At 55.3% G+C, this 22,493-nt stretch carries 20 protein-coding genes; 14 read left to right on the plus strand and 6 right to left on the minus strand.

What is annotated here, in order from left to right; all coding sequences use genetic code 11:
• Positions 1-47: 47 nt before the first annotated feature.
• The 4 genes from AUQ41_RS15180 to AUQ41_RS15195 all read left to right on the plus strand — a co-directional run bounded on the left by AUQ41_RS15180 (position 48) and on the right by AUQ41_RS15195 (position 4,558).
• On the plus strand, positions 48-1,337 hold the full coding sequence (locus AUQ41_RS15180) for an amidohydrolase family protein (RefSeq protein WP_063089157.1): 1,290 nt from the start codon (positions 48-50) through the stop codon (positions 1,335-1,337).
• Positions 1,338-1,415: 78 nt separating this feature from the next.
• A complete protein-coding gene (locus AUQ41_RS15185) occupies positions 1,416-2,021 on the plus strand; it encodes a flavin reductase family protein (protein WP_008889862.1) in 606 nt (201 codons plus the stop codon).
• Positions 2,022-2,187: 166 nt separating this feature from the next.
• Complete coding sequence (locus tag AUQ41_RS15190; protein ID WP_063089357.1) at positions 2,188-3,489, plus strand: esterase-like activity of phytase family protein; 1,302 nt, start codon at positions 2,188-2,190, stop codon at positions 3,487-3,489.
• Between the two features lie 94 nt (positions 3,490-3,583).
• Positions 3,584-4,558, plus strand: a complete 975-nt coding sequence (locus AUQ41_RS15195; protein ID WP_369813536.1) for an SAM-dependent methyltransferase — start codon at positions 3,584-3,586, stop codon at positions 4,556-4,558.
• On the opposite strand, the gene AUQ41_RS15200 is transcribed toward AUQ41_RS15195, so the two are convergent.
• Positions 4,549-4,995 carry a GFA family protein gene (locus AUQ41_RS15200; RefSeq protein ID WP_063089158.1) on the minus strand — a complete coding sequence of 149 codons (447 nt, stop codon included), beginning with the start codon at positions 4,993-4,995 and terminating at the stop codon, positions 4,549-4,551. The genes AUQ41_RS15195 and AUQ41_RS15200 overlap by 10 nt on opposite strands.
• A 237-nt stretch (positions 4,996-5,232) precedes the next feature.
• On the opposite strand from AUQ41_RS15200, the gene nadB reads away from it, so the two are divergent.
• Positions 5,233-6,879 (plus strand): L-aspartate oxidase, encoded by a 1,647-nt coding sequence (gene nadB / locus AUQ41_RS15205; protein WP_051007609.1) that lies wholly within the window; start codon positions 5,233-5,235, stop codon positions 6,877-6,879.
• Positions 6,880-7,329: an MOSC domain-containing protein gene (locus AUQ41_RS15210; RefSeq protein WP_063089159.1), complete on the plus strand. Its 450-nt coding sequence runs from the start codon at positions 6,880-6,882 to the stop codon at positions 7,327-7,329.
• On the opposite strand, the gene AUQ41_RS15215 is transcribed toward AUQ41_RS15210, so the two are convergent.
• On the minus strand, positions 7,326-7,925 hold the full coding sequence (locus tag AUQ41_RS15215; protein ID WP_168173427.1) for a DUF4269 domain-containing protein: 600 nt from the start codon (positions 7,923-7,925) through the stop codon (positions 7,326-7,328). The genes AUQ41_RS15210 and AUQ41_RS15215 overlap by 4 nt on opposite strands.
• 100 nt (positions 7,926-8,025) lie before the next feature.
• Here AUQ41_RS15215 and AUQ41_RS15220 point away from each other — a divergent pair, with 100 nt between their 5' ends.
• The gene (locus AUQ41_RS15220) at positions 8,026-8,982 is read left to right on the plus strand and encodes an AEC family transporter (RefSeq protein WP_063089161.1); all 957 of its coding nucleotides are present in this window, start codon (positions 8,026-8,028) and stop codon (positions 8,980-8,982) included.
• Here the strand turns inward: AUQ41_RS15220 and AUQ41_RS15225 are convergent, their stop codons facing one another.
• Positions 8,983-10,083: a YHYH protein gene (locus AUQ41_RS15225; protein WP_143588757.1), complete on the minus strand. Its 1,101-nt coding sequence runs from the start codon at positions 10,081-10,083 to the stop codon at positions 8,983-8,985.
• A 90-nt stretch (positions 10,084-10,173) separates the two neighbouring features.
• Complete coding sequence (locus AUQ41_RS15230) at positions 10,174-12,048, minus strand: ABC transporter ATP-binding protein/permease (RefSeq protein WP_063089359.1); 1,875 nt, start codon at positions 12,046-12,048, stop codon at positions 10,174-10,176.
• A 251-nt stretch (positions 12,049-12,299) separates the two neighbouring features.
• Between AUQ41_RS15230 and AUQ41_RS15235 the strand changes: the two genes are divergently transcribed.
• The 7 genes from AUQ41_RS15235 to AUQ41_RS15265 all read left to right on the plus strand — a co-directional run bounded on the left by AUQ41_RS15235 (position 12,300) and on the right by AUQ41_RS15265 (position 19,990).
• The gene (locus AUQ41_RS15235) at positions 12,300-13,586 is read left to right on the plus strand and encodes a glutamate-5-semialdehyde dehydrogenase (protein ID WP_063089162.1); all 1,287 of its coding nucleotides are present in this window, start codon (positions 12,300-12,302) and stop codon (positions 13,584-13,586) included.
• Positions 13,583-14,191: a nicotinate-nucleotide adenylyltransferase gene (locus AUQ41_RS15240; protein WP_040823073.1), complete on the plus strand. Its 609-nt coding sequence runs from the start codon at positions 13,583-13,585 to the stop codon at positions 14,189-14,191. The genes AUQ41_RS15235 and AUQ41_RS15240 overlap by 4 nt, the downstream gene beginning before the upstream one ends.
• 55 nt (positions 14,192-14,246) lie before the next feature.
• Positions 14,247-14,636, plus strand: coding sequence for a ribosome silencing factor (gene rsfS, locus AUQ41_RS15245; protein ID WP_051007601.1), 390 nt, complete (start codon positions 14,247-14,249; stop codon positions 14,634-14,636).
• An 80-nt stretch (positions 14,637-14,716) separates the two neighbouring features.
• Positions 14,717-15,175 carry a 23S rRNA (pseudouridine(1915)-N(3))-methyltransferase RlmH gene (rlmH, locus tag AUQ41_RS15250; RefSeq protein ID WP_063089163.1) on the plus strand — a complete coding sequence of 153 codons (459 nt, stop codon included), beginning with the start codon at positions 14,717-14,719 and terminating at the stop codon, positions 15,173-15,175.
• Positions 15,176-15,389: 214 nt separating this feature from the next.
• On the plus strand, positions 15,390-17,153 hold the full coding sequence (locus AUQ41_RS21320; protein ID WP_063089360.1) for a methyl-accepting chemotaxis protein: 1,764 nt from the start codon (positions 15,390-15,392) through the stop codon (positions 17,151-17,153).
• 204 nt (positions 17,154-17,357) lie between these two features.
• Positions 17,358-19,163 (plus strand): methyl-accepting chemotaxis protein, encoded by a 1,806-nt coding sequence (locus tag AUQ41_RS15260; protein ID WP_063089164.1) that lies wholly within the window; start codon positions 17,358-17,360, stop codon positions 19,161-19,163.
• Between the two features lie 53 nt (positions 19,164-19,216).
• Positions 19,217-19,990 (plus strand): DeoR/GlpR family DNA-binding transcription regulator, encoded by a 774-nt coding sequence (locus tag AUQ41_RS15265; protein WP_063089165.1) that lies wholly within the window; start codon positions 19,217-19,219, stop codon positions 19,988-19,990.
• A gap of 24 nt (positions 19,991-20,014) precedes the next feature.
• On the opposite strand, the gene AUQ41_RS15270 is transcribed toward AUQ41_RS15265, so the two are convergent.
• Together AUQ41_RS15270 and AUQ41_RS15275 are read right to left on the minus strand one after the other, a co-directional pair.
• Complete coding sequence (locus tag AUQ41_RS15270; RefSeq protein ID WP_063089166.1) at positions 20,015-21,349, minus strand: aspartate aminotransferase family protein; 1,335 nt, start codon at positions 21,347-21,349, stop codon at positions 20,015-20,017.
• Positions 21,346-22,347 (minus strand): phosphotransferase enzyme family protein, encoded by a 1,002-nt coding sequence (locus AUQ41_RS15275; protein WP_083952863.1) that lies wholly within the window; start codon positions 22,345-22,347, stop codon positions 21,346-21,348. The genes AUQ41_RS15270 and AUQ41_RS15275 overlap by 4 nt, the downstream gene beginning before the upstream one ends.
• Between the last annotated feature and the right edge of the window lie 146 nt (positions 22,348-22,493).

Genomic DNA, 22,493 nt, shown 5'->3' on the forward strand with positions numbered 1-22,493 from the left:
GCACTGCAAACCGTTTGTGACTGCCACCACCAGACCAAGGATGACACATGCAACCCGATCTGATCTTGAAAAACGCCAATATCGCCAATGGCCCAACCGGTGTGGATATCGCGTGTCAGAACGGCAAGATCATCGAGATTGCCGAACATATCGATGTGCCCTCGGTCGAGGTGCTTGACTGTGGTGGCATGCTGGTCAGCCCGCCCTTTGTCGACAGCCATTTCCATATGGATGCGACATTGTCACTTGGTCTGCCGCGTATGAATGAGTCGGGTACGTTGCTTGAAGGCATCGCATTGTGGGGCGAGCTTAAACCGCTTCTGACCCCTGAAGCGGTGATTGAGCGCGCGCTTAAATATTGCGATCTGGCCGTATCAAAGGGCCTGCTTGCCATCCGTACCCATGTCGATGTTTGCGATGACCGGTTGCTGGCAGTTGATGCTTTGCTGGAAGTCAAGAAACAGGTCGCACCCTATATCGATCTGCAACTTGTTGCCTTCCCGCAGGATGGTTATTTGCGCAGCCCGACCGCCAAGGAAAACACCATCCGCGCCCTTGATAAGGGTGTTGATGTTGTGGGCGGCATTCCGCATTTCGAACGCACCATGGCCGATGGTGCACAAAGCATCAAAGAACTTTGCGAAATGGCGGCGGACCGTGGGCTTATGGTCGATATGCATTGCGATGAGTCTGATGATCCGTTGTCGCGTCATATCGAAATGCTGACCTATGAAACACAGCGTCTTGGGCTTCAGGGCCGGGTGGCCGGTTCACACCTCACATCCATGCACTCAATGGATAACTACTACGTTTCCAAGCTGATCGCGCTGATGGCAGAGGCAGAGGTTTCCGCCATTGCCAACCCGCTGATCAACATCACCCTTCAGGGCCGTCATGACACCTATCCCAAGCGTCGCGGCATGACACGCGTGCCGGAATTGCGCAAGGCCGGGCTTACTGTTGCATTCGGTCATGATTGCGTGATGGATCCCTGGTATTCGATGGGATCTGGCGACATGCTTGAGGTTGCATCCATGGGGCTGCATGTGGCCCAGATGACGTCGCGCGATGATATCCGCGCGTGTTTTGATGCGGTCACCACCGAACCGGCCAAAATCATGGGTCTTGAAGGATACGGCATTGAAGTCGGCAACAATGCCGATTTCGTCATCCTGCAGGCCCGCGACACCATTGAGGCCATCCGCATGCGCGCCAACCGCCTGTTCGTTATCCGCCGGGGCAAGATCATCGCCGAAACGCCAATGGCGCAGACACGCCTGCACCTCGCAGACCGCCCGGATCATGTACGCGAAAACGAATACGCGCCGGGACAATGAAATATGACGCATGATCAAGTGATCTGATTGCTTTTTGCAGTCGGATAAAAGACACCGCCAACCAGAACGGACGTCCCGATGTTTTACGAGCCCGGAAAAACCGCCCACAATCTTCCACATGATCCGTTCAAGGCCTGTGTGGCGCCGCGTCCGATTGGCTGGGTATCAACACTCGATAAGGAAGGCCGGGCCAACCTTGCCCCCTATTCATTTTTCAATGCGGTGCATGGCAATCCGCCGATGGTGATGTTTTCATCGGGCGGGTCGGTCGACAGCTTGCGCAATGCGCGCGATACCGGCGAGTTTGTTGTTGGCGTTGCGCCGAAGGCGATGCTGAAAGAACTTAATTTTTCCTCGGCCCCGTTGCCGCCGGGCGAAGATGAGTTTGAATATGCCGGGCTGGAAAAGCTGCCGGCAAAATGCGTCAAACCGCATTTGATCAAGGGTGTGCCGATCCATATGGAATGCGAAGTGTTCCAGATTGTCGACCTGCCAAGCGCCAATCCCGAACGCCCATGCGCGATGGTGATTGGAACTGTTGTCGGCCTGCATATCGATGATGACATCATTCGCGATGGCATGGTTGATATCACCCTGTTTGAACCGCTCGCGCGGCTTGGCTATCAGGAATATGCCAGCGTTTCGGAAACCTTCACGGTCCGGCGCGAGGATTTCTGGAAGTAGTACATTCCAAACCTAGCCAAGCGTCTGATTTGTTTCATCAAAGCGACGCTCAAGTGCAAACAAACTGTCACACAGAACCCTTAATGTGAACAGGAACACAGTTCGCCCGAACATTGCGGGCTTGAGCTTGAGTGTTTTTGTGAAATTTTTCGGGGAATTCCCAGTGATGAAACGGACGTTTGCAGCCGGTCTTTTCGGTGTTACCGCCATGCTGATGGCGGGTTCTGCCATGGCAGGTGATGCCAAGGTTTTTGAAACCAAAAGCGCGATCAACAACCTTTCAACCGTCATGGTTGACGGCGGCAAGGCACGCCCGCTTACCGTCGGTTTTGGTTCCGGCGCATATCGCCGCCCGGGCGATCCGGCCAACATGTTCTATGCCGTTTCTGACCGTGGCCCGAACTTTGTCTGTGGCGATGTTGAAGCCGTCCTTGGTGTTTCTGCCGATCAGGTCTGTAAGGGGCAGAAAGTCCGCGTTTATCCGACCCCGGATTACTCGCCTTCGATCTATACCATCTTCCTGAATGATGATGGCAGCTTTGACGTCAAGGACGTCATCACGCTGAAAGACCAGAATGGTGTGCCGTTGACCGGCCTGACCAACAAGCTGACCGTGGCGAAAACCGAAAAGCCGGTCGATGCCAATGGCAATCCGCTTGAACAGTCGGTGTCCTCGATCGATGCCGAAGGCATTATTCGTTTATCTGACGGGTCTTACTGGATTGGTGAAGAAAACGGCCCGTCGATCCTGCATGCGTCGGCGGACGGCACCGTTATCGAACGTATCGTTCCGGCCGGTTCGGAGAAGGATTTCGAAAGTTCGGCTTATAAAGTCACCGGTGGCCTTCCGGCCATTCTGGTCAAACGTCAGACCAACCGCGGCATTGAATCCATGGCGGTATCGCCAGACGAAACCAAGCTGTACTTCATGGTTCAGAACCCGCTGGCCAACCCGAATGCCGATGCCTACAAGGCGGCCAAGAACACCCGCCTGTTCGTTTATGATCGCGCAGCGTCAAAACTGAGCGGTGAATATATCTATCAGTTGGATGATCCGCAGAGCTTCCGCAACGATCCGTCCAAGAAACAGAACGCACCGCGCATTTCCGAGGTCCTCGCCCTTGGCAATGACCGTCTTCTGGTGCTTGAACGCACTGACAAGACCACGAAGCTGCATGAAGTCGAACTTAAAGGTGCGACCAACATCCTGGCCACCCGCTGGGATGACATGTCGACCAGCCCGACTTTGGAACAGCAAAACGATCTTGGCAGCATCAATCTGACTGCAGTTTCCAAGACACTTCGTTTTGACAGCGCGGACTACCCGGAAGCCCCGAACAAGCTTGAAGGCCTTGCCATCATGGGCGACGGTGCACTTGCGATGATCAACGACAATGACTTTGGCATCAAGGGCGATCCGACCAAGGTTATCCTGATCGACGGTCTGGTTCAGGCTGACAAATTCTGATCTGTCGTCTTACTTCTCGACAATCACAGGCGGGAAAGCTGTCATGCAGCTTTCCCGCTTTTTTATTGGGTCAAAACGGCGTAAAAGCAGGCCCATGATGGAAAACACACAGACATTCGATACCCCGGACGGCGTTGATGCCGTAATCGAGCCGATGGATGCCACCGGCTACCTCGCCCCTGTCGGCTTTGAGGATCAACTTGAAGCCGAACTTGGCGACGTCATTGAACGCCATGACCGGTTGATGTTCGCGCCCGGTCCGGAACGGCGCGTATTCTGGGCGCAGAATGTCTGGCGCAATCCGGTACGCATTGCCATCCCGTCGATCAAGGGTGCGGCCAAAATCCTGAAATTCAATCAGCGCAACTGGGCCCTGTTCAAGTTCGACCATTTTTCGCGCGCCAAACTGATCGAAGGCCACCTGCCCCATGTGTCTGCCAAGCGTCAGGTTTTCGGTGAACCGGCTCCGACCGCACCGCTTGGATCATGGACGCTGATTGATCCCGACACCATCATCGCATCGGCCGATTGTTCCAGCCCGTGGAAAAACGGCGAAGTCGAGTTTGAAGAAGACAAGGTGACCCCGCCAAACCGTGCCTACCTTAAACTTTGGGAAGCCTTCACCCGCCTTGGCGCCTATCCGCAGGCCGGTGATCGCACCATGGATCTGGGCGGAAGCCCGGGCGGCTGGACCTGGGTTTTGCATGAATTTGGTACCGACGTCATTTCCATCGACAAGGCCCGCCTAGATGCCAAGATCGCCAATCTGCCCCGCGTTGATTTCCGACAGGAAAGCGCCTTTGGCCTGAACCCGGAAGAAATCGGCTATATTGATTGGCTTTGCTCGGACGTGATTTGCTATCCGGATCGCCTGTTTACGCTGGTCAATCAGTGGATGGATGCCGGAATGGCGACCAATTTCATCTGCACCATCAAATTGCAGGGCGATACGGACTATTCCGCAATCACCCAGTTCGCCGATATCCCCGGATCAAAGGTCGTGCATCTTTATAACAACAAGCACGAACTGACCTGGATGAAGGTGCCCGGCGTTACCGATCAGGATTGATCGGCAACGCCGGCGTTGTCGGCCTTGTCTGATTGATCATGTTGGGGAATTGCCGGATCAAGCGGATAATAATCCCCTTTATCTGCGCAATAAATCTGCCCGACTGTGGTCATACCCTTTGTATCATCTAGAGTTCCGGGCATCAGTGCCATATTATCGTTGCGCACAGGGCGCCAGAACAGGGCGGTGCCGCATTCCTTGCAAAATCCGCGATCGGTTTTATCGGACATGCGATACCACCGCAGCCCGTCATCCTTGGCCAGTTTCAGATGATGGCGGTCAAAGCGGGCATAAGAGCTGACATGTCCATGCAGCTTGCGACACAGTTCGCAGTGACACATCACCGCATCGTCAACCGGCCCGTGAACTTCATAACGGACATCGCCGCAATGACATCCACCGCGATAAACCGTCTCCTTGTGCGCAGAATTGCCCACAGCAAACTCCCCTGGTTGGTGTTGGGTGGTCCTTTTTAATCTGTCTGTTTGGCGGCCATTTGCAAGCAACGCGCAATAAATCTGACACAAGCGGACAGAAATCATCACACCATTTCAGACAAATATGTTTGAGATTGAAGAAAAGCAGTCCTATTCTGCGCCTCTGTTCGGAGCCCGATGTTGACGCCACCGCGCCAGTTTCCGCCATCTGGCACCGCCCGAAAGCGATGGGAAAAAATGTCCGAAAATTCTTTCCAGTATGATGTGCTTATTATCGGTAGTGGTGCTGCCGGTTTGTCCACGGCACTCAAACTTGCCCCGCATGTAAAAGTCGCCGTTCTTTCCAAGGGAAAGATCGATGATGGATCGACCAACTGGGCACAAGGCGGTATTGCCGCCGTACTTGATGCCGCCGACAGCATCGAAAACCACGTTCGCGATACGCTGGTTGCCGGTGCTGATCTGTGCAAGCGTGAAACCGTCGAATTCGTCGCCACCAATGCGCCAAAGGCAATTGCCTGGCTTGATGAACTTGGCATTCAACTGACCCGTGATCCCAATGGGGATAACAATCAGCCGTTCCACCTGACCCGCGAAGGTGGCCATAGCCACCGGCGCATTGTGCACGCGGCAGATGCCACCGGGCGTGCGGTTCAGACGACGCTTCAGGGGCAGGCAGTCAATCATCCGAACATTGATGTTTTTGAAAACTATCTGGCGATTGATCTGGTGACTGATCGCAAGTTCGGTGGCGAAGGTCGCCGCTGCATCGGGGCCTATGCGCTTGATCTTGGCACCGGAAAGGTCAAGTCATTCAATGCGCGCACCGTAATTCTTGCCACCGGCGGAGCGAGTAAGGTTTACCGGTTCACCTCCAACCCGGACGGGTCAACGGGCGATGGTATTGCCATGGCATGGCGTGCGGGTTGCCGGGTGATGAATATGGAATTCAGCCAGTTCCACCCGACATGCCTTTATCATCCGCAAGCCAAATCCTTCCTGATTTCCGAAGCCGTACGTGGTGAAGGCGGCAAGCTTTTGCTGCCTGATGGCACACGCTTCATGGACCGGTTTGATGAACGTGGCGAACTGGCCCCGCGTGATATCGTTGCACGCGCGATTGACCATGAACTCAAACGTCTGGGTGCGGATTGTGTTTACCTTGATATCACCCACAAGGGGGCTGATTTCATCAAGGAACACTTCCCGACCATTTATGAAAATTGCCTGAGCTACGGCATCGACATGACCCAGCAACCGATCCCGGTTGTCCCGGCGGCCCATTATACCTGCGGCGGGGTTCTGACCGATCTGCGCGGGCGTACCGATCTGACCGGGCTTTATGCCATTGGTGAATGTGCTGGCACCGGTTTGCACGGCGCGAACCGACTGGCATCGAACTCGCTTCTGGAATGCCTTGTGTTTGGCGAGGCCGCGGCAAAGGACATTATCGAAGCCCTGCCGGTCGAGGATCTTTTCAAACCGATCCCGGACTGGGATGAAACTGGCATCACGGATTCCGACGAAGAAGTCATTGTTGCCCATAACTGGGAACAGCTGCGCAACGTGATGTGGGACTTTGTCGGCATTGTACGCACCACCAAGCGCATGCAACGCGCCCAGCACCGGGTAGATTTGCTGTTATCGGAAATCGATGAATATTACGGCAATTTCCGTGTCACCAATGACCTTCTCGAACTGCGTAACTTGTCTGTCGTTGCCAAGCTGATCATTCAGTCTGCCCTGTGGCGGCGCGAAAGCCGGGGGCTTCATTACACCACCGATTACCCTGATCTTGATGAAAGTGGCACGCCGCGCCAGACCATTCTGGTGCCGGAAAACTTCGCAGGTCGCTGGGTGATTTCCGGTCAATGGAAAACCTGAATGTTCGATAAAGCCGAACTTGTAGGTATCGCGCGCAAGGCACGCCCGCGTGCCGCGATGGAAAGCCTTGAAAGCGTTTCCGCCACAACCGAACTTGGTATCGACGGGGATTTTCGCGGCAAGCTGCGCCGACGTCAGGTCACCATTCTGGCAGAAGAAGACTGGCAGGCTGCTTGCCATGAAATCGGTCGAGATGACATTCACTGGACCGAACGCCGTGCCAACCTTTTTGTCCGCGGGATTGCCTTACCACGCAGCAAAGGCAGCAAACTTTCAATCGGCGATGTGGTGTTTGAAATTACCGGCGAAACAGACCCGTGCAATCGCATGGATGCGGTTGCCATGGGACTGCAAGAAGCTTTGAGACCAGACTGGCGGGGTGGTGTGCCCTGTCGCGTGATCGTGGGTGGCACAATTACCATTGGTGATCCGGTGACTGAGAACACCTAGTTTCCACCAACACCAAGTCGTTGGCAAAGCTGTGGTGGCGAAAGGCTGACAAGTTCAGCCAGTTCAATATACGGGTCGCCAGACAATCCCAGAAGTCTGGCAAAGGCCGGTTCGGTCTTGATGCCTAACTGCTTCAGTTCCCTCACCTGACGGGCAAATTCGTCCCCCATCACAAATAGTATCCTCGCCTCAATCAGCATATGGACAAAACCGTATTGCGACCGTGTCGGACAATTAGTGGCGAAGATTTCGACAGGAAGGCCTTCACACTCAAATCGCACAACCAATGCTGCCGCCACATGTCTGGTTGCGGGGCGCTGGCGGAGACGATACCCGTCAAAATGACCGAAAACCCGGTCTGAAAATTCAGAAAACGCCGTCAAATCAGCGACGTTGCACAGGATATCAATGTCAGATTCCGGGGTATCAATCGCAAGCGGCAAGGTTCCGACAATCTCGGGCTGATACGCCGCCAAACAATCAATTAGCCGGTGACGGTCAAGAATTTCGGCGGCCTGTGCCCCACGTGGAGACGCATTCGCAAGCCGGGCCACCCCGGAAAAGCTATTGCCATCCAGTCCTTCTGGCCAATCCATTACCGTTTGGTTCTTGTTTGAAATCATTCTGTTTCTTGACCTTGGGCCAATAGGGGGCTAGCTGATGAAGGCCTTACCACAATGAAAGCCTCTGGCCCAGATGCTTGATATCCTTGCCGTTACATTGCCGATATTCCTGATCATCGCCATTGGCTATATCGCTGTCTATCGCAACATCGTTGCGCAAACGGTCGCGCGCGGCATGGGGGCATTTGTGATTAACTTTGCCCTGCCATGCCTTTTGGTCCGCACGTTGATTGCTCATGACATCAATAAGGTGTTCGACACCAACTATCTGGCGGCATATGGCGGCGGGTCCTTGATCGTGTTTGCGCTGGGCTATTTCTTTGCCCGATTGATCGCCAAGAAAAGCCAACAGAATGCCGCCCTGCAGGGTATGGGTATGTCGATGTCCAACAGCGGCTTTATCGGCTATCCGATTGTTCTGCAGCTGCTTGGTCCGACGGCGGGTATTGCACTGGCACTTTGCTTTATCATCGAAAATCTGGTGATCACGCCACTAACCCTGATACTGGGCGATAGTGCCGAGGCAGAGGGCACTAGTCGTTGGCAAATTCTGCGCAAGACCTTTACCCGGCTTGCGCGCAATCCGATCATTGTCGCCATCGTGATCGGAATGAGCATTTCGATCTCCGGGATCACATTGCCCGGTCCGATCTTTTCCGTGATTGATATGCTGGCATCGGCGTCAGGGCCAGTGGCGCTGTTTGTCATCGGTGGCGGGCTTGTTGGGCTCAAACTGCGCGGTTTGCGTTTCGACATGGCACGCATCGTGTTTGGCAAACTTGTGCTGCACCCCTTGATCATTTTCCTTTTGCTGGGACTTGTCCCCAATCTTGATCCGGTGATGAAGATCGCTGCTGTCGGTTATGCCTGTGCCCCGATGTTTAGCGTCTACCCGATCTATTGTCAGCGCTACGGGCACGAAGCAATGGGCGCGGCATCCCTGATGGCAGCCACATCGCTGTCCTTCATCACCATCAGCACTGCACTTTGGTTGCTTGATAGCACCGCGGTATTCGGGCCATTGCCCTGATTATCGCGGCGGCTGTCCGAATTTTGGTCGCTGCCCCGGGAAACCGCCACCAGGTGGTGGGCGCCGCCCCTGATCGGGTCCGGCACCGGGACCATTGCCTGAGCCACTTGGACCACCTGGCCCCATCCCGCCTGGTACCATCCCGCCCGGGCCTTTCGCAAAACTGCGATCCGGCATGCCTGCCAGCATACGCGGAATGAACGGGAAGTTTTCTGTTACGAAATAGGCATAGGTGCCTTGCGGATATTCCGGCGTGATCGTTTCACGGCCATTGGCCTCGTCCAAATCACCCAATCCCGGAACAAATTCGAAATCCTCGCCATAGGTGCCATCATACTTGCCCCCGGGACCATTCGGGCGCGTCCCCGCCTTCACCCGCCACGAACTGCGCACTGCGACCACAGGTGATGCCTGATCATTCGGATCGGAGTAGCCAAACATCGCATAGATCGGAAAACCATCGGCGGCAAAGCCAATGCGGATGGAATGCTGATCGGGCGACCAGGTTTTGATCAGCCCCTTTGGCAGGCCGTGATAATGATAGGTCCCGTCGGGCTGAACATGGGCGTTATTCTGATCAAGACCAAGATCGACAGTCGGCGAGATCGCCTCATAGCGCCAACCGGATTGACGATCGCGTTGCCAGTATTCGGCAGTGAAGGGATCAAACGGCACCCCGTTGACAGCCACACCGAATGACATGTGATCAATTGATGAAAACCGCCCTGCACGCGTTGGATTGAGCGGCAAACGAAATTCAAGCGATTGTGCTTTGATGGAATTGGGGTTCTTGCGATTTGGGAAGCTTCCGGTGGCATGATCGGGGATCGCGTTGGAGCGGATATAGCGATACCGCCCGTCTTCACGCATGCTGACCTCGTTTGACAGCGCCCAAGCCTGTTTGACCGGGTTAAGGATCATCCCCGCAAGCGGCAACATCCCCATGCCCACCAGCATGTTCCGCCGCATGCGGTCAACTTCCTCGCGCGTATCGCCAGCATAACTGCCCTCATCCATAGGTTCATGAAGATGGCTATGGTGGTGATTTTGTGATGGCGAACCTTCAAGTGCGTGCAGATCGCTTCGTGTTAATTTCGACACTGGACTTCCCCCCAAACCAGTTGCGACGTCATCCCCATTATTTGGCGATAACGTCGCAAGGTTCCAGTCTGAAAGTACCCGACGGCGTGATTACCCCTGAATTTCACCCGCGTGGGCGAGGATTTCCTCTGCCTGGCGGATTTCCTGCTGCTGGGCCCACATCTCGGCATAAAGGCCATCACGATCCAGCAATTCCTGATGGCGGCCACGTTCGGCAACCTGCCCATCGCGCAGCACGATGATTTCATCGGCATCAATCACGGTGGACAATCGGTGCGCAATAATCAGGGTTGTATGCCCGCGCGATACTTCACGAAGCGCCTGCTGGATATCCTTTTCGGTGCGGGTATCAAGTGCGGATGTGGCTTCGTCAAAAATCATGATTTTCGGACGTTTGAGCAACATGCGCGCAATCGACACGCGTTGCTTTTCACCACCTGAAAGTTTCAGGCCACGTTCGCCAACCATGGTTTTGAAGCCTTCGGGAAGACCTGCGATAAATCCGTCAATGCTGGCAAGCTTGGCGACATTTTCGATCTCGCCTTGTTCCGAACCGGGACGGCCATAGGAAATGTTATAGGCAATGGTATCGTTAAACAGGACGGTATCCTGCGGCACGATGCCAATTTCGCGACGAAGCGAGTTTTGCGTCACATCGCGGATATCCTGACCATCAATCGTGATCTTGCCACCCGACACATCGTAAAACCGGAACATCAAGCGCGTCAGGGTCGATTTGCCCGCCCCGCTTGGCCCGACCACGGCAACGGTTTTACCCGCCGGCACTTCAAAACTGACCCCCTTAAGGATCTTGCGATCCGGGTTGTAGGAGAAATGCACATCTTCAAACCGGACGGTTGCCGCATCACAGGCAAGGCTTTTGGCACCCGCCTTGTCTTCGACTTCCTTTTCGACATCCAAAAGCGAGAACATGCGTTCCATATCGGTCAGCGACTGCTTGATCTGGCGATAGACGAAACCAAGGAAGTTGAGCGGCATGTAAAGCTGCAGCAAATAGGTATTCACCAGAACGAAGTCACCCACCGTCATGGTGCCGTCCTTCACCCCTTGGGCGGCAAGAAACATGTTCAGAACAAGGCCGACGGCAATGATCGCACCCTGCCCGACATTGAGCTTGGAAAGCGAGACTTGCGACTGCACCGCGGCAACTTCATAGCCCCGTAGCGCCTTGTCATAGCGGGTCGATTCATGGGCTTCGTTGTTGAAATATTTGACGGTTTCGTAGTTGATCAGACTGTCGATGGCCTTGGTATTGGCCTCGTCATCGCGCTTGTTCATTTCGCGACGAAACTTCATGCGCCATTCGGTCACCACCAGCGTGAAGACGATATAAATCACGATGGTGGTAAAGGTGATCAGCGCAAACCAGACATCATAAAGCGCCCACAGGATGATCGAGACCATGAAGATCTCAAGCAAGGTCGGCAGGATGTTAAACAGCATGAAGGACAGAAGAAATTCAATGCCCTTCACCCCGCGTTCAATCGCACGCGAAAGCCCGCCCATCTGACGGTCCAGATGGAAGCGCAGGGATAATCCATGCAGGTGCTCAAAAACGCTCAGCGCCGATCTGCGGATGGCGCGCTGGGCCACCTTGGCAAAGACCGCATCGCGCATCTCGCCAAAGGCTGAAACCAGAATCCGCACAAGCCCATAACCGACAATCAGTGCCACCGGAACGACAATCAGGGCTGTGGTATCTGTTGATCCCGACTGGGCGGCGTTTGCCGCCGCATCGCCGGCCTTGTCACCGCCGCCAAGGGCATCGACCGCGTACTTGTACAGCACCGGGATATAGACGTTTGCCACCTTGGCACCGACCAGAAACAGCAGAGCCAGAACAACACGCACCTTGAGCTCAAACTCGCCGCGCGGCCACAAATAGGGCAGGAACGTCTTCACGACGCCGAACTCTGCACGCGCAGTCGGTTGATCGGAACCCATATTTTTCAAAACCTTATCCCCAATCAGCAACCGGGCAGCATTGCGGTATGTGCACGGCATGTCATCTCTTTGTGTCATCAACAGATGGACCGCTACGCACTATTTGGCAAGCATTCAGCGTGCTTTGTCCATTCAAGGACATTGCAGATAGCCGGTTTGATGTCTATTTTGCCAATTTGTTGATAAAATCTCAGAACAATTGACCAAGTGCGTTTTGCACTGGCCAGAATGACAGGAACGGAACCAGGACCATGACGGCGCTTGCCAGTATCGAAAGCCAGGATATCGCAGCACTGATGCGCGATATGGGAATCAAGGCCCGCAAGGCGGCACTCGAACTCGCACAGGTCCCGGCCGAACCAAAGGAAGCCGCCCTTAAGGCCGCAGCCGCCAAACTGCGCGAAAACGCAGACACCATCCTTGCCGCCAACGCCAAGGACATGGAAGCCGGTCGCGCCAAGGGCCTAACGGCAGCCTTGCTGGACCGTTTGGCACTGGATTCTGATCGCATCGAAGGAATTGCCAAGGGGATTGAGGCCGTTGCCGAGCTGCCCGATCCCGTCGGCCGTGAGCTGGCGCGCTGGAGCCCGGAACATAACGGCCTTGATATCGCGCGCGTATCCGTCCCGCTTGGCGTGATTGGCATCATCTATGAAAGCCGCCCGAACGTGACAGCCGATGCCGGTGCGATGTGCATCAAATCGGGTAATGCCGCCATCCTGCGTGGTGGGTCTGAGAGCTTCCACTCATCACGCGCGATCTTTGACTGCATGGTGGCTGGCATCCGCGAAGCGGGCCTTCCTGAAAATGCCCTTCAGATGATCCCGGTGACGGATCGTGCCGCCGTTGGCGAGATGCTGAAACTGTCGGATTACATTGATGTCATCGTTCCGCGCGGGGGCAAGTCGCTGATTGCACGTATCACGGATGAAAGCCGTATTCCGCTGTTCAAGCATCTGGAAGGGCTTTGCCACACCTATGTCCATGCCAGTGCCGATCCGCAAAAGGCGGTCGACATTGTCGTCAATGCCAAGATGCGCCGCGTCGGGATTTGCGGTGCGACGGAAACCATCCTGATCGATAGTTCGGTCGCAGGCCGTCTGTTGCCCCGCATTTCCGAGGCACTGGTTGCCAAGGGCTGCGAACTTCGCGGTGATGAAACCGCACAGGCGATTGATGGTCGCATCAAACCGGCCACGGCCGACGATTGGGTCACCGAATATCTAGATGCGATTGTGTCGATCAAGGTTGTGTCGGGCGTGCAAGAGGCGGTTGATCACATCAACACGTTCGGATCGCACCATACCGATGCCATCGTTGCCGAAAACGCCACCGCAACGGCCACCTTCCTCAACGGGGTGGATTCCGGGATCGTCATCGTAAACGCATCAACCCAGTTTGCCGATGGCGGAGAATTTGGCATGGGGGCCGAGATCGGCATTTCGACCGGCAAGCTGCATGCTCGTGGCCCGGTCGGAGTCGAACAGCTGACCAGCTATAAATACATTGTTCGTGGTAACGGTCAGACCCGTCCATGACGTCATCTGCCCCCAGATCACATGCGGCCCCACCACGGGTCGGCCTATTGGGCGGGTCGTTCAATCCCGCCCATGAAGGTCACCTTCACATATCGCTCGAAGCGTTGAAACGCCTGCAGCTTGATGCGGTCTGGTGGCTGGTGTCGCCGCAAAACCCGCTTAAGTCATCAACCGGCATGGCCGACCTTGCCGACCGGTTTGATTCGGCACTGATGATGGCAAAGCATCCCCGCATTGTTGTTTCTGCAATTGAAACCGAGCTTGGAACCCGCTATACGGCCGACACTCTTGCAGCCTTGCAACGCCGTTTTACCCGAACAAAGTTCGTTTGGCTGATGGGAGCAGACAACCTGGCCCAGTTCCATAAATGGAAATGGTGGGAAAGGTTGATTTTACGTGCTCCCATTGCGGTTCTCGACCGTGAAGGGTATTCTAACAAGGCATTGTCCGGGACCGCCGCGCGCCGTATGGAACGCTGGCGCATTCCCATGGACAGGGCGGGTTTGCTGGCCGATCTGGATGTTCCGGCCTGGGTATACCTGCCAATCAAGCGCCATCCGGCCTCTTCGACCGCAATTCGCGCCGAAGGCAGATGGCAGGTGTAAGCATCGCAGCGATGTATTTGGCCGGGGAAGTCCGGCCATCGCGCGAAACATTAAGGTGGCGACCATAGGTACCGCAAAACAGACTCTGACCTCCGGCGAAATGCTTTCGCTGATCCAGAGAACCCTCGAAGATGACAAGGCCGAAGACCTTGTTACCATTGATCTGACCGATAAAACCTCCCTTGCCGATCACATGATCATCGCAACCGGCTCGTCATCGCGCCGGGTCGCATCCATGGCTGAACACCTTGTCGAAGCCATCAAGGATGCCGGTCAGGGCCGTGCACTGGCCGAAGGCAAGGAACAGGGTGACTGGGTTCTGGTCGATACGGGCGATGTCATCGTTCATCTTTTCCGTCCGGAAGTTCGTGCCTTCTACAACATCGAAGAGATGTGGGGCGTTGAAAACCCGGCTCTGAAACAGCAGGCAGCGCGGCTGTACTAACAGCCCGCGCTGTTTGGCGCCTGCCCAAGGCGGGTAACGGCGCCAAACAGGTATCTTGCGTAACGGTCTGGATCGACGACATGCAAATCACCCTTGCTGCGGTGGGACGGATGAAAGCCGGCCCCGAGAAAGATCTTTTTGACCATTACGCCGCCCGACTGCGCTGGCCCTTTGAGCTGCGCGAAGTCGAAGAAAAAAAGAAACTCCCCCCCAATCAGCTTAAAGACCGCGAAGCAGATCTCCTGCTTGGCGTCATTCCTGAAAATGCCTTCCTGATCGCGCTGGATGAGCGCGGCAAGGAATATGGATCGATCGAGTTTTCGCAAAAGCTTGAAGGCTGGATGGATCAATATGCCGGCAATGTCGCCTTTGCCATTGGCGGGGCGGACGGCCATGGCGCAGCCCTGAAATCACGGGCCAATACGCTTTGGTCGCTGGGCAAGGCCACATGGCCTCATATGCTAGTCCGCGCCCTGATTGCCGAACAGCTGTTTCGCGCCCACGCCATTCAGACCAACCATCCTTATCACCGCGAATAATGCCGCACCGCGGCATAAAGATAGGGACAGGCCCTACCTGCAGTGCAAGGCACCCTATACCATAGCTCAACTTATGCCCGAGAAAATAAAGATATTTTCTCGTTTTAGCCCATGTTGCCTTGCAACATACAAACAGCGCCGCTAACATTCCCCACAAGAAAAAAATATTCCCAAAATCAAAGAATGACTCTTGGGCAATGGTAAGGCGTTGAATATGGAACAAACCGTTTTGGCTACGCAGGACGGCGAAACTGCACGCAAGGTCGCCCAAACCAATGCTGGCATCGAAGACCTGATGCGCGGGATCTCCACCGGACTGGATTACATTCAGCATCTTCTGGAATTTGCCAATACGGCGGGCGAAACCCAGGACAGCCTGATGCGCGAAATTGACGTGCGATCAAACAATCTGCGTGCCGGTCTGGATGACACCGGGCGCGAGATCGAAAACAGCACCTCTGTTGCCCATGACGTTCAGGAAGCCACCCGCGCCACGGTCGCCGCAAAGACCGATGCCATCCGAACCGACCTTGAACGCATCAGCGCCGAACTGGAAACCAAAGCCGAAGGTGCGAACAAGGTCCTGAGCGCGATTGAGGATATCGGCAAGGGCATCAAGCTTTTGGCCCTTAACGCCGCGATCGAGGCTGCGCGCGCCGGTGATCATGGCCGTGGATTTGCCGTTGTTGCCAAGGAAGTCGGCAATCTGGCGCAAAGCACCATGCAACGCACCCACGAGGCGGTCGATCTGATCGATCTTTCGGATGTTACCAAGGCGCTCCGCGAAAGCATGGCCAGTATCGGTAATGACCTTGATAGCCTTGGCAATGAAATCGAAGGGTCGCTTACCACCCTTCAGGAACGCTTTGCCAACATGTCGGAACGGCTATCTGACATCTCCGAGCACAATCAGGTGGTGTTTGAATTGCTGGCGGGCAGCAAGGATGCATCGGCCCGCACACGCGGCAAGGTCACCTGGGCGCATAATGACACCAAGGCACTGAGCACAAGCCTTTCGGATGCGGCACTGGCGCAAGACAACCTTGCACAGTTTCTGAAGTCCCATCACCTGCATGATGATCCAACCTATGACCGACTGGCCGATATCAAGGCGCGCGGCAAAATCCGCATCGCCATTGAACCGGCCTTTGTCGGGCTGTCATTCCGCCTGAAACCAAATGATCCGTTGCGCGGTCTTGATGCCGATTACGCAAGGGCACTTGCCAAGTGGCTGGGCGTTGAATGTGAATTCGTTGAACATCCCTGGGATCTTCTGACAGAGCTTCTTTTTGTGGGCGCAAAGCCCGGTGCACCGACCGCCGATGTGGTCTGGAGTGCCCTGCCCCCCAGCGACTTTTACAAGGGTGTCGCTTATTCAGATACCTACACATACCTCAACTTCGCGCTTTGTCGGCGTGCCGGAAATACCGCGATCAATCGCCTTTCGGACCTTGATGGCAAGGTGTTGGGTATCATCAATGATCCGGTGGCGTTTCAGGTTCTTGAAGAACAGGGGCTGCGCTGGGCGGATAATGAAAGCAAGCCGGGCGGCATTGCCAAGCTTTCCAACCTGATTGCCTATAGCGACCAGACACGCCTGCATGATGCCTTGGCCGACGGGACTGTTGATGCCTTCGCGGTTGATCAGCCGATCTTCCACTGGGCGGCAAATAACCCGGAAAGCCCATGGCATGGCCGTATTGAAGTCCTGCCGGGTAATATCCTGCCATTGCCTTATTACTATACTGCCGCCGTGGCCGCCGAACCGGCATCCTGGAAATTGCTGTGTGCGATCAACGAATTCATTGCCGAATTCCGTGGCACGTCTGCGCGCGCCGATATCGAAAAACTGTGGCAGGGCCAGGCGCTTGAACATCACCTGACCTACAAGGACGAGGCCGGAAATCTGATCGGGGCAGATGAACTGGCAACCCTGCATCAAGCTCATTGCCGCAAGTTCGGTATTGCTGAGCACTAGGCATTGCAACGCAACACAAAGTTCCGGTGTGCAGGCACCAAACGTCCTGTGGCTTTTGAAAAGCATTGCAACTTCAAGGCATCACAACACCTGTTATCAACTTTCATAATATGCTGCCTTGCAACATTTTCCACCCGACGATAGAGTTTCCTTATAAGAAATAAAAATTCACAAAATTCAGTGACAGTGGTGAGGCTTTGAAAAATGGAAGAAACCATCTTGGCGCCGCGTGCGGACCTGGTCGATCAAGACGGGCCGCAACAATCATCAAACACAAAGCCCATGCAGGCGGATGCATCACCACAAGCCGACCAACTTGACGCGCTGATGCGCGGTATTTCCACGGCCCTTGATTACATTGAAAACCTGCTGAAATTCGCCAACACGGCGGGTGAAACCCAAGACAGCCTGATGCGCGAGATCGATGTGCGATCCAACAATCTGCGCACCGGCCTTGAGCAGACGCGCCGCGAAATCGAAGAAAGCACCCATACCGCCAACGACGTGCAGGAAAGCACGCGTGCAACGGTATCGTCGAAAACCGATGCCATTCGTGGCGATCTTGAAAAGATCAGTCAGGACTTGGAGACCAAGGCCGAAGGTGCGGCAAAGGTTCTGAGTGCGATTGAAGATATCGGCAAGGGGATCAAGTTGCTCGCCCTTAACGCCACGATCGAGGCCGCCCGCGCCGGCGAACATGGGCGCGGCTTTGCAGTTGTTGCCAAGGAGGTTGGCAATCTGGCGCAAAGCACCATGCAGCGCACCAACGAGGCCGTCGATCTAATCGATCTGTCCGATGTCACCAAATCCCTGCGCGAAAGCATGGGCAATATCGGCAATGACCTTGATAGCCTGGGTGGTGAAATCGAAGAGGCGTTGGGCGGGCTTAAGGATCGCTTTGCCCAGATGTCGGGACGCCTTGAACATATCAGCGGCCACAATCAGGTCGTGTTTGAACTGCTCGATGCCAGCAAAGACTCCTCAGCCCGCACACGCAGCAAAGTAAGCTGGGCGTCAGGCGAAATCGCCAAACTTTCAAACTGCACCACCGATACAGCAAACGTAACAACCAAGCTTTCGCAGTTTCTGGCCACCAGTTACATTCCAGAAGACCCGGCCTATGACCGCCTTGCCGATATCAAGGCGCGCGGTAAAATCCGCATCGCCATTGACCCGGCACTGGTCGGGGCATCGTTCCGCCCGCAAAAAGGTGGCCCGCTGCATGGCATTGATATCGACTATGCCGAGGCCTTTGCCAAATCAATTGGCGTTGAGTGCGAGTTCATTGAACATCCGTGGGATCTTTTGACCGAACTTCTGTTTGTTGGCAAAAAGGCCGGACAACCGCCCGCCGATGTTGTCTGGTGCGCCTTGCCGCCCAGCGATTTTTATAAGGGTGTCGCGTTTTCAGATACCTACACCTATCTGAACTTCTCGCTGATCCGCCGCCCGGACAACACATCAATCAACACCATTGCCGATCTTGAGGGCAAGGTACTGGGCACGGTTAATGACCCCGCCGCCCTTGCCGTGCTTGAAGATGTTGGTCTTCGCTGGGCGGATAATGAAAACAAACCCGGTGGTATTGCCAAGCTTTCGAACATGATCGCCTATGGCGATATTTCGCGTGTGCATGACGCGGTTGCCGACGGGGCGATTGATGCCTTTGCCGGGGACCATCCTGTGTTTTACTGGGCATCGAAAAACCCGCAAAGCCCTTGGCATGGTCGTCTGGAAGTTCTGCCCAAGCCGATCCTGCCGCACCCGTTCTTCTATGTCGCGGCGGTCGCAGCGGAACCTGCGTCCTATCCGTTGCTTTGCGCCATCAACGACTTCATTGCCGATTTCCGCAAGACGCCGAAACGGGCCGAGATTGAAAAGCTTTGGCAGGGTCAGCCGATTGAACATCATCTGACCTACAAGGACGAAGCCGGCAATCTGATCGGGGCGGATGAACTTGCCAGCAGCTACCACGCCCATTGCCGTAAATACGGGCTGAATTCCGATTGACGGATTGCTTAAAACGGCTGGCGCGATGATGGTCCGGGCACTATCATCGCGTCATGGCAGCAAACAAGAAATCCCTTCGACAACAACGCATTCTTGGTGAACTGGACCTCGAACCGTCATTGCGGATCGCGGATCTGGCCGAACGTTTGAATGTATCGAATGAAACCATTCGGCGCGACTTTGACGAACTGACGTCGCAAGGGCTGATCAACCGTACCTATGGCGGTGCCGTCCGCCGTCAGGCCAGCGAACCGGGCCTGAATGAACGCCATCAGCTTCACATTGCCGAACGCGAAAGCATCGCCAAACAATCCGTGCCGGTTCTGGCCGGCGCGCGCCATATCATGATCGGATCAGGGGCCACCACGGTTCATGTCGCCAAACGACTGGCGGTGACCATGACGGATCTCACCGTCATCACCCATTCGTTCGGTGTTGCCACGGTTCTTGCGATCAACCCGACGATCCGGGTGATCATGGCGCCGGGCCTTTATCACGCACAGGAAGGTGCGATGCATGGCGCGCAGACCGTGCGTTTTCTTGAAAACTATCGGGTGGAATGGGCCATATTGGGTGCCAGTGGCCTTGACGGTGACGGGGCCAGCGATGCGCTGATCGAGGCGGCTGATGTCTATTCCGTCATGATGGAACGCGCCACACGCAGCATGATCGTTGCCGATCACACCAAGTTTAATCAGGCCTTCCCGGCGCGCTATTGCGACTGGACGTCGGTCGATGTTCTGGTCACTGATGAAAGCCCGATGGGGATTCTTGATGAAACCATCCGTGCCGGTGGCTGCACGATCAAGGCCGCGACGCGCAACTGATCCCTCAATAGCCGGTTCGGGCGCTTATCGACAGGCGCGAAGCGACTTCGCCAGCGCCTCGATAAAGAAATCAACCTCGGACGATTTCAGGCAAAGCGGCGGGCGAATTTTTAATGTCTGGCCGTATTTCCCGGCCGCACCGATCAGAACCCGGTTCTCGCGCATGGCATTGATGATGTCACTGACCAGTTGCCCGCTGGGATTGGTCGGATCGCCATCAGGTGACAGATCAACACCGATAAACAACCCAGCCCCGCGCACGTCGCTGATACGGCCATCAATATCAGCCAGATGCAGCAACCCTTCACGCAGCGATTTGCCACATAGGGCCGCATTGGCCTGAAGGTTCTCATCGCGGTTAACATTCAAAACGGCCAGCCCCGTCGCCGAGGCCACCGGGCTTGCAGCAAAGGTGTTGAAATATCCGACATCGTCGCAAAATGCGCTGAGCAATTCCGGCCGCACCGCGATGCCCGCCATCGGGAAACCATTGCCCATCGGTTTACCCATGCTGACGATATCGGGTTCGACATCGTGTCGGGCAAAGCCCCAGAAGGCATCGCCGGTTCTGCCAAAACCCGGCTGCACTTCATCGGCAATAAACAGCCCGCCCGCCCGATGCACAATCGCGACAGCCAGACGCAAGAAACCGCGCGGGTTGGAAAACACACCGTCACTGGAAAAAATGCTATCGGCGATCAGGGCCGCCACCCCGTATCCGCGATCCTGCAAAACAAGTGCGGCCTTATTGACCTCATCGGCAAAACCAGCGGCAATATCATCGCCGTATGTAAGCTTGCTGGGGGCCGGAATGGCAATCACGTGATCAGGCAATTGGCCACGTTTCAACGCCGATGGCGAAATGTCCGTCACCGCCGCCGTGTTGCCGTGATAGGCGGACTCAGTCACGATAAAACCACTGGCACCCGTCGCACGCTGTGCAATGCGCAGAGCAAGGTCATTGGCCTCGCTGCCGCTACAGGTCAGGACGATATTTTCAAGGTAATTCGGAAATGTCGCCTTCAGACGATCGAGATATTCCTCGGTCGTCTGATGCAGATAACGACTGTTGATATTAAGCTTGGCGGCCTGATCCGCCATAGCCGCGACCACACGCGGATGGCAATGCCCGACCGAGGGCACATTGTTATAGAAATCCAGATAGCTGGTGCCATCCGCTGCTGTCATCCAGCAGCCTGATCCCGACACCATTTCAATTGGATCGCGGTAAAACAGAACCGATGCCGCGCCAAAGTTCCGGGTGCGGCGCGACAAAAGGTCGTCACCCTCTTTGGTCTGCGCGAAAGACGTTTTGCCATCATAGGCGTTCATATCAAGGATGGGGCGCACAGGCTTCATTTCGCATTCTCGGCTGTCAGATAATCCTGCGCCATTTGCAGGGTCCCGGCGGTAAAGCCTGTGCCCATTTCCTGCGCGGTCGGTGTTTCCGGATGGCTGGCAATCCAGGCAGTCAAAAGCAGGCGACGCAGCATTACAAAGCTATCAAGCATCGCCGCGTCACTGGCTGAAAACGGCGCAACGGTCCGGTATCCCTCGACCCAGGCTTCTTTCAATGCCGGGACTATCGGATCAAGCTCGATAAAGCTGATGGCGGCTGCAAAGTCATAGCCAAACCAGCCAAAACCGCAGTCATCGAAATCAATCACACCCAGCCGGTCGCCATCGACCAAAAGATTCGCCAAACGCAAATCGGCGTGGATCAGACCATAGCGATCATTGCCCATCCCGAAAGACGCAAGCTTTTGATCAAGATGGCTGCATAGACGCTCAAGCAACGCCAGACCATCGTCATCAAGTCCCGGTGCGTCCCGCCAATCCCCCCAATGCGGATTGGCGCCAAGGGTGGTATCGAACGTCCAGCTTTTGCGCACAAAATTAACCGATCGGGTCCATTGCCGCGCATGACCATGCAGGCGCGCACTGATCGCGCCCAACTTGAAAAATCCATCAACCAGTGCCTCATCAGCGGAGGGTTCGGCACCACGCATAAAATCAAACGCGACCACATGGCGACTGACCCCGCCCTGATCAAACTCGGCAACCAGTGACCCGTCGCTGCGCATGCGTGGCTTGGGTGTGTCGACAATGTCACTGGCCCGAAGCGCATTGATCCAGGCGAGTTCAGATTCGATTTCCGCACGCGTGTGATAGCCCGGCCGATGAACGCGCAGGATCAGTTTTGCACCGCTATTTGGATCGGTTGCCAAAAAGGTCGCATTTTCCGAAACGGTCAGAAGCGACACATCGGCATCCGGCCCCATACCCCAACCGGGCAGGACCGATATGGCACCCTCTTTCAGGACATCAATCATCTTGTCATCGTAAATGCCGCCCAATTGATGCCTCCTGTCTATATCTAGTGACCGCCTTGAAACGGAAGTTACGCCCCGTTTCAGGACCATCTCAGTGTCATTTTGTGAATAATGCGGCACAAAATGTGTAACTTGCAACATTTTTTGTTGCATCACGGAATATTTCGACC

The organism is Thalassospira sp. MCCC 1A02898 (assembly GCF_001618185.1).
Classification (GTDB): domain Bacteria; phylum Pseudomonadota; class Alphaproteobacteria; order Rhodospirillales; family Thalassospiraceae; genus Thalassospira; species Thalassospira tepidiphila.